General features: G+C 68.5%; 5 protein-coding genes. 2 read left to right on the top strand and 3 right to left on the bottom strand.

Annotated features, from left to right (window positions below; translation table 11 throughout):
* Nucleotides 1-22: 22 nt before the first annotated feature.
* Both VMR06_RS11945 and VMR06_RS11940 read right to left on the bottom strand, forming a co-directional pair.
* Nucleotides 23-886, bottom strand: a complete 864-nt coding sequence (locus VMR06_RS11945) for a DUF692 domain-containing protein (protein ID WP_325376597.1) — start codon at nucleotides 884-886, stop codon at nucleotides 23-25.
* Between the two features lie 7 nt (nucleotides 887-893).
* The gene (locus VMR06_RS11940) at nucleotides 894-1292 is read right to left on the bottom strand and encodes an EF-hand domain-containing protein (protein ID WP_325376595.1); all 399 of its coding nucleotides are present in this window, start codon (nucleotides 1290-1292) and stop codon (nucleotides 894-896) included.
* A 317-nt stretch (nucleotides 1293-1609) separates the two neighbouring features.
* Between VMR06_RS11940 and VMR06_RS11935 the strand changes: the two genes are divergently transcribed.
* Together VMR06_RS11935 and gyrA are read left to right on the top strand one after the other, a co-directional pair.
* Nucleotides 1610-2737: an OprO/OprP family phosphate-selective porin gene (locus tag VMR06_RS11935; RefSeq protein ID WP_325376593.1), complete on the top strand. Its 1128-nt coding sequence runs from the start codon at nucleotides 1610-1612 to the stop codon at nucleotides 2735-2737.
* 629 nt (nucleotides 2738-3366) lie between these two features.
* The gene (gene gyrA, locus VMR06_RS11930; protein WP_325376591.1) at nucleotides 3367-5973 is read left to right on the top strand and encodes a DNA gyrase subunit A; all 2607 of its coding nucleotides are present in this window, start codon (nucleotides 3367-3369) and stop codon (nucleotides 5971-5973) included.
* Nucleotides 5974-6018: 45 nt separating this feature from the next.
* Here gyrA and VMR06_RS11925 read toward each other — a convergent pair.
* Nucleotides 6019-6725, bottom strand: a 707-nt coding sequence (locus tag VMR06_RS11925; protein WP_325376589.1) for a zinc-dependent alcohol dehydrogenase, incomplete at its 5' end; no start/stop codon positions are given.

Here is a 6725-nt window from a genome sequence, read left to right as displayed (position 1 = left end):
GAGCGCGCCGGCGTAGGCGTCCTCAGCCATGTGCGGCCCGTGCCGGCGCGGTGCCGGAGCGCGCCGCGGCCTGCTGGCGTTCGCGCACCGACCGCACCTCGCCGATCAGCTCGTCGAGCGGCGGGAAGTTGAAGTCGCGTTCGATCAGCGTGGGCTTCACGCCGAATCGCGCATACGCCGACTCGAGCAGGCGCCAGACCGGATCGGCGACCGGCATGCCGTGCGTGTCGATCAGCAGCGCGTCCGGCTCGACGAGATGCCCGGCCACATGGATCCAGGCGATGCGTTCGCCGAGCAGGGCGGCCAGGAACGCCTCGGCGTCGTAGCCGTGATTGGTCGCGTTGACGTGGATGTTGTTGACGTCGAGCAGCAGATCGCAGTCGGCCTCGGCGAGCACCGCGTTGACGAAGTCGAGCTCGCTCATCGCGGCGCCTGGTGCGGCGTAGTAGGAGACGTTCTCGACCGCGATGCGGCGGCCGAGGATGTCCTGCGCGGTGCGGATCCGTGCGGCGACGTGGCGCACGGCCTCTTCGGTGAACGGAATCGGCAGCAGATCGTAGAGCAGGCCGTCGTCGCCGCAGTAGGACAGGTGCTCGCTGTAGGCGGCGATGCCGTGCTGGTCCATGAAGCGCCCGATCCGCTCGAGCAGCATGCGGTCCAGCGGCGCCGGCCCGCCGAGCGACAGCGACAGGCCGTGACAGACGACGCGATGGCGCTCGGTGAAGCCGCGCAGCGTCGCGCCGAGGCGGCCGCCGACGCCGATCCAGTTCTCCGGCGCGATCTCGAAGAAGTCGACCGCCGCGGCCGCGTCGGGACGGTCCTGCAGCGGGCCGGTCAGCGCCCGCCGCAGGCCGAGTCCGGCGCCTTCGAGAGGGCCGTGGCGCATCGGCGCGTCAGCCCTTCTTGGCGCTGCCGCCGCACTTGCCTTCGCCGCACTTGCCTTCCATACCCTTCTTGGCGGCCATCGCGGCGTCGAGCTCCGCCTTGCTGATCGTGCCGTCGCCGTTGCTGTCGATCTTGGCGAAGTGGTCGGCCTTGCCGGGCTTGGCGGCATCCCACTCGGCCTTGGTAATCGAGCCGTTGCCGTCGCTGTCGATCTTGTCGAAACCGCACTTGCCTTCGCCGCACTTGCCTTCCTTCGCCTTGTCGTCGTGCGCGGCGGCGACCTGATAGCCGTTGCCGAGGTCGCGCGCCTTGAACGTCTCGCTGGCGAGCGCGAGCTGGGCCAGCGACAGGGTGCCGAGCAGGGCGCCGCCGACGACGACGGCCGGTTTCACGAATGTCTTCGACATGGGATTCTCCTTATGGGAATGGGGGATACGAGGATCTGACGCGGCAGACACACCCGCGATGCGTCGATGCGGCCGCGGGCGGCGGCTGAACATACGGCGACGCGGATGAAGCCTAGCGCAACCGCGCGTGCTGCATCGCAACGGGATCAGGCGGGGCCCGGTCGGTGCCGTGTAACCGGTTTGTCATCCATCGTCCATGTGCCTGTCATCGACCGAACCCATCCTGCGGCCCGTCGCAGCGTTAACGATTCGTGAGCTCCTGGCCCATGCACGCGCTGCCCCGTTTCATCCATCCGCCCTCGGGAGCCTAAGCCCTCATGCGTCCGCATCTGCTTGCCGCCGCTATCGCCACCGTTCTGTCCACTTTTGCCCTCAATGCCAAGGCCGACGTCACGCTCGACGAGATCTTCGGCCACAAGATCTCGCTGGAAGGCCTGATCCAGTCCGACTACACGCAGTACGACGACGACCTGACCACGCTCGAGGACGACGGCGAGCTGCGCCGCGCCGAGATCGTCCTCAAGGGCAAGGCGACCAACTGGGAATGGGTGATCGGCTACGACGCCAGCACCCGCAACGACAAGTTCCTGGACGTCAACGCCAAGTTCAAGCTCGGCAAGACGCTGACCTGGACGGTCGGCCAGTACAAGCAGCCCAACAGCATGGAAGAGCTGTCGAGCACCAAGAACAACGACTTCATCCCGAAGGCGATGGTCACCAGCACCTACGCGGTCGGCCGTCGAGTGGGCAGCTCGCTGATGTGGGCCGACGGCATGTACACGCTGACCGGCAGCGTGTTCGGCGACGAGATCACGACCGGCGGCGGCGAAGGCAACGGCTTCGGCGGCCGCTTTACGCTGGCGCCGATCAACACCGACGGCAGCATTCTGCACTTCGGCCTGTCCGCGGTGACCTACGACACGCACGAGGACACCGCGCGCGTGCGCACCCGTCCCGGCATGGACATGAGCACCACGCCGCGCCTGATCGACTCGGGCACGCTGCGCGACGCCGACGACGTCACCACCTACGGTCTGGAGGGCGGCTGGGTCGGCGGCCCGTTCAAGATCAATGCCGAGTACTACGACTCGACGATCGCGCGCCACGCGCATTCGGACTACACGACCGACGGCTGGTACGTCTCGGGCCTGTGGAACCTCACCGGCGAGACCTGGGGCTACAAGAGCGGCGTGTTCACGACCAACAAGCCCGGCCACGGCGGCTACATGGGCATGTGGCAGCTCGGCCTGCGCGCCGAGGAGATGAACCTCAAGGACGGCGGCGTCAATGGCGGCAAGGAGACCAACTACACGCTCGGCCTCAACTGGTACTTCCGCCAGAACTTCAAGTTCATGCTGAACTACGTCAAGACCGACATCGATCGCCCGAACGGCACCAGCGAGGAGCCCAGCGCCCTCGAAGTGCGCGGTCAGCTGTACTGGTAAGACCGCGGACGCTGCGGTGGTCGCCGCGGCGTCGAGACCAGAAAGCCGGACCGAGGCATCGGTCCGGCTTTTTCGTGTCCGGCCGGCGCGATCGCCTCGCGACGCGGACCGGGCGATGGCGCGAATCGCGCAGGCTCGCGCGGAGCGTCTTCGCCGCCTGAGCCGGACCCACGGTCCGCGTCACGGCGCGCCCTTCGGTCGACCTGACCGCCGGCCGGAGGCCGGGCCTTCCATTCCGTGCTCGCGGCCGCCGCAGGCCGTTGCCGCTCGCAGCGGCTGTCCCGGGACGGCCCGCTCCGCCTTCGTGCTTTGGCCGACAGGCGCGGCGGCGCTGTGCATTTCTCCTGCATCCGGCATGGGATGGGCACGCGCGACGGCGCCCCGGGGCCGCAAGCGCAGCGGTCGCGCCGCCTCCAGTCCGGTCTCCGGCGGCCGTTGCGGCCGGTTTGTGTGCTCCGGGCGCGCCGAGCGCCTGTCGCGGCAGCGCTAAGTGGTTCCTGCACCGTGGATTTCGGGGCGGCCGGGATGGCCGTTGTGTTACAATGCGCGGTCGGATTCGCGCCTCGTCGCGAGTCCGCCCGACCCCCGTCCGGGGCGTTTGGCAAACACACTCCAGGAAGACCCGCTCGATGGCTGATACGGCCAAAGAAATCATTCGCGTCAATATCGAAGACGAGGTCCGGCAGAGCTATCTCGACTACGCCATGAGCGTCATCGTCGGGCGCGCGCTGCCCGACGTCCGCGACGGCCTCAAGCCCGTGCACCGGCGCGTGCTGTTCGCGATGCAGGAGCTCAACAACGTCTGGAACCGCCCGTACATCAAGTGCGCGCGCGTCGTCGGTGACGTGATCGGTAAATACCATCCGCACGGCGACCAGTCGGTCTACGACGCGCTGGTGCGCATGGCGCAGGATTTCTCGCTGCGCTATCCGCTGGTCGACGGCCAGGGCAACTTCGGTTCGGTCGACGGCGACAACGCCGCGGCGATGCGATACACCGAGTGCCGCCTCGACCGGCTCACCTCCGAGCTGCTGGCGGATCTCGACAAGGAAACCGTCGACTTCCAGCCCAACTACGACGAGAAGGATCTGGAGCCGACGGTCCTGCCGACGCGCGTGCCGAACCTGCTCGTCAACGGGTCGGCCGGCATCGCCGTCGGCATGGCGACCAACGTGCCGCCGCACAACCTGGCCGAGATCGTCGCCGCCTGCGTCGCGATCATCGACGAGCCCGAGCTCGGCTTCGAGGAACTGCTGCGCCTGGTGCCCGGTCCGGACTTCCCGACCGCCGGCATCATCAACGGCTCGGCCGGCATCGTCGAGGCCTACCGCACCGGCCGCGGCCGCATCCTGGTGCGCGCGCGCGCCGAGATCGAGACCGACGACAACGGCCGCGAGACGATCATCGTCACCGAGCTGCCGTACCAGGTGAACAAGCGCCGCCTGATCGAGGCGATCGCCGAGCTGCACAAGGAAAAGAAGATCGAGGGCATCGCCTCCGACGGCCTGCGCGACGAGTCCGACAAGGACGGCATGCGCATCGTCATCGAGGTCCGCAAGGACACGATGGCCGACGTCCTGCTCAACAACCTCTACCAGCAGACCCAGCTGCAGGTCACCTTCGGCATCAACATGGTGGCCCTGGTCGACGGCCAGCCGCGCACGCTGGGCCTGCGCGAGATCCTCGACGCGTTCATCCGCCACCGCCGCGAGGTGGTCACGCGCAGGACGATCTTCGAGCTGCGCAAGGCGCGCGACCGCGCTCACATCCTCGAAGGCCTGACCGTCGCGCTCGCCAACATCGACGAGATGATCGAGCTGATCAAGACCTCGCCGTCCGGCGACGAGGCCAAGGCGCGCATGATCGCGCGGCGCTGGGAGCCCGGCCTGGTCCGCGCGCTGCTGGCCGCGTCCGGCGCCGATGCGTCCAAGCCGGAGAACCTCGATCCGAACGTCGGCCTGTCCGAGACCGGCTACCAGCTGTCCGAGGTCCAGGCCCAGCAGATCCTCGAGATGCGTCTGGCGCGCCTGACCGGCCTGGAGCAGGAGAAGCTCACCGACGAATACAAGGACCTGCTGCGCACGATCGCCGGCCTGATCGAGATCCTCGAGGATCCGGCGCGCCTGCTCGCGGTGATCCGCGAAGAGCTCGTCGCGATCGGCGAGCAGTACGGCGACACGCGCCGCACGGTGATCCAGGCCAGCCAGGACGACATCGACATCCTCGACCTGATCGAGCCCGAGGACGTCGTCGTCACGCTGTCGCACGCCGGCTACGCCAAGCGCCAGCCGGCCAGCACGTATCGCGCACAGCGCCGCGGCGGCAAGGGCCGCTCGGCCTCAGCGCTGAAGGACGAGGATTTCGTCGAGCGGCTGTGGATCGCCAATACGCACGACACGCTGCTGACCTTCACCAGCACCGGCCGCGTCTACTGGCTCAAGGTCTACCAGATGCCCGACGCCGGCCCCAATGCGCGCGGCAAGCCGATCGTCAACCTGCTGCCGCTGGCGCCCGACGAGAAGGTGCAGGCGATCCAGGCCGTGCGCGACTACGACGAGAACCGCTACGTGTTCTTCGCGACCGCCAACGGCACCGTCAAGAAGACGCCGCTGACCGAATTCGCCTATCAGCTGCAGCGCGGCAAGATCGCGATCGGCCTCGACGAGGGCGACGCCCTGGTCGACGTGCAGATCACCGACGGCGATCGCGACATCCTGCTGTTCGCGTCCAACGGCAAGGCCGTGCGCTTCGACGAAGGCTCGGTCCGCTCGATGGGCCGCACCGCCGGCGGCGTGCGCGGCATGCGCCTGGCCGACGGCGAACGCGTGGTCAGCCTGATCGTCGCCGACGGCGAGGGCGACATCCTGACCGCGACCGAGCGCGGCTACGGCAAGCGCACCGAGCTTGCCGAGTACCCGAAGAAGGGCCGCGGCACGCAGGGCGTCATCGCGATCCAGTGCTCCGAGCGCAACGGCGCCCTGGTCGGCGCGGTGCAGCTCGACGATGCGAGCGAGCTGATGCTGATCTCGAACTTCGGCACCTTGGTGCGCACGCGCGCCGCCGAGATCGCGCGCGTCGGCCGCAATACCCAGGGCGTCACGCTGATCCGCCTGCCCGAGAGCGAGAACCTGATCGGCGTGGTCGCGCTGCAGCCGCTCGAGGAAGAAGCCGAAGCCGGCGAGGGCGAAACCGCCGCCGCCGAAGGCGAGGCGCCGCCGGTCGCACCGGCCGAGTGAAACGAGCCGGCCGATCGCGCCTGACGGCGCGATCGGCCGCGAGCCTCAGGCTGCGAAATCCAGCACGACGCGGCCTTCGATCCGGCCCTGGCGCATGCGCTCGAACACGTCGTTGATGTTCTCGAGCCGGTCGGTCGACACCGTCGCCTTGACCGCACCGCGCGCCGCGAACGCCAGCGATTCCTCCAGATCCAGCCGCGTACCGACGATCGAGCCGCGCACGGTGATGCCGTTCAGCACCATGTCGAAGATCGACAGCGGGAAGTCGCCCGGCGGCAGGCCGTTCAGCGACACCGTGCCGCCGCGGCGGACCATGCCGAGCGCCTGCTCGAAGGCCTTGGGCGACACCGCCGTCACCAGCGCGCCATGCGCGCCGCCGATGGTCTGCTTGAGATAGGCCGCCGGATCGGTGTTGAGTGCATTGACGGTCACCGTCGCGCCGAGCGTGCGCGCCAGCGCCAGCTTGGCGTCGTCCACATCGACCGCCGCCACCTGCAGACCCATCGCACGCGCGTACTGCACGGCCATGTGACCGAGCCCGCCGACGCCCGAGATCACGACCCACTGACCGGGCTTGGTATCGGTGACCTTGAGCCCCTTGTAGACCGTCACGCCCGCGCACAGCACCGGCGCCGCCGCGACGAAGTCCAGCCCGTCCGGCAGATGGCCGACATAGGCCGCATCGGCGAGCGCGTACTCGGCGAAACCGCCGTTGACCGAGTAGCCGGTATTGCGCTGGCTCTCGCACAGCG

The organism is Dokdonella sp. (genome assembly GCF_035511235.1).
Classification (GTDB): domain Bacteria; phylum Pseudomonadota; class Gammaproteobacteria; order Xanthomonadales; family Rhodanobacteraceae; genus Dokdonella.
This window is presented reverse-complemented; position numbering and strand designations above follow the sequence as displayed.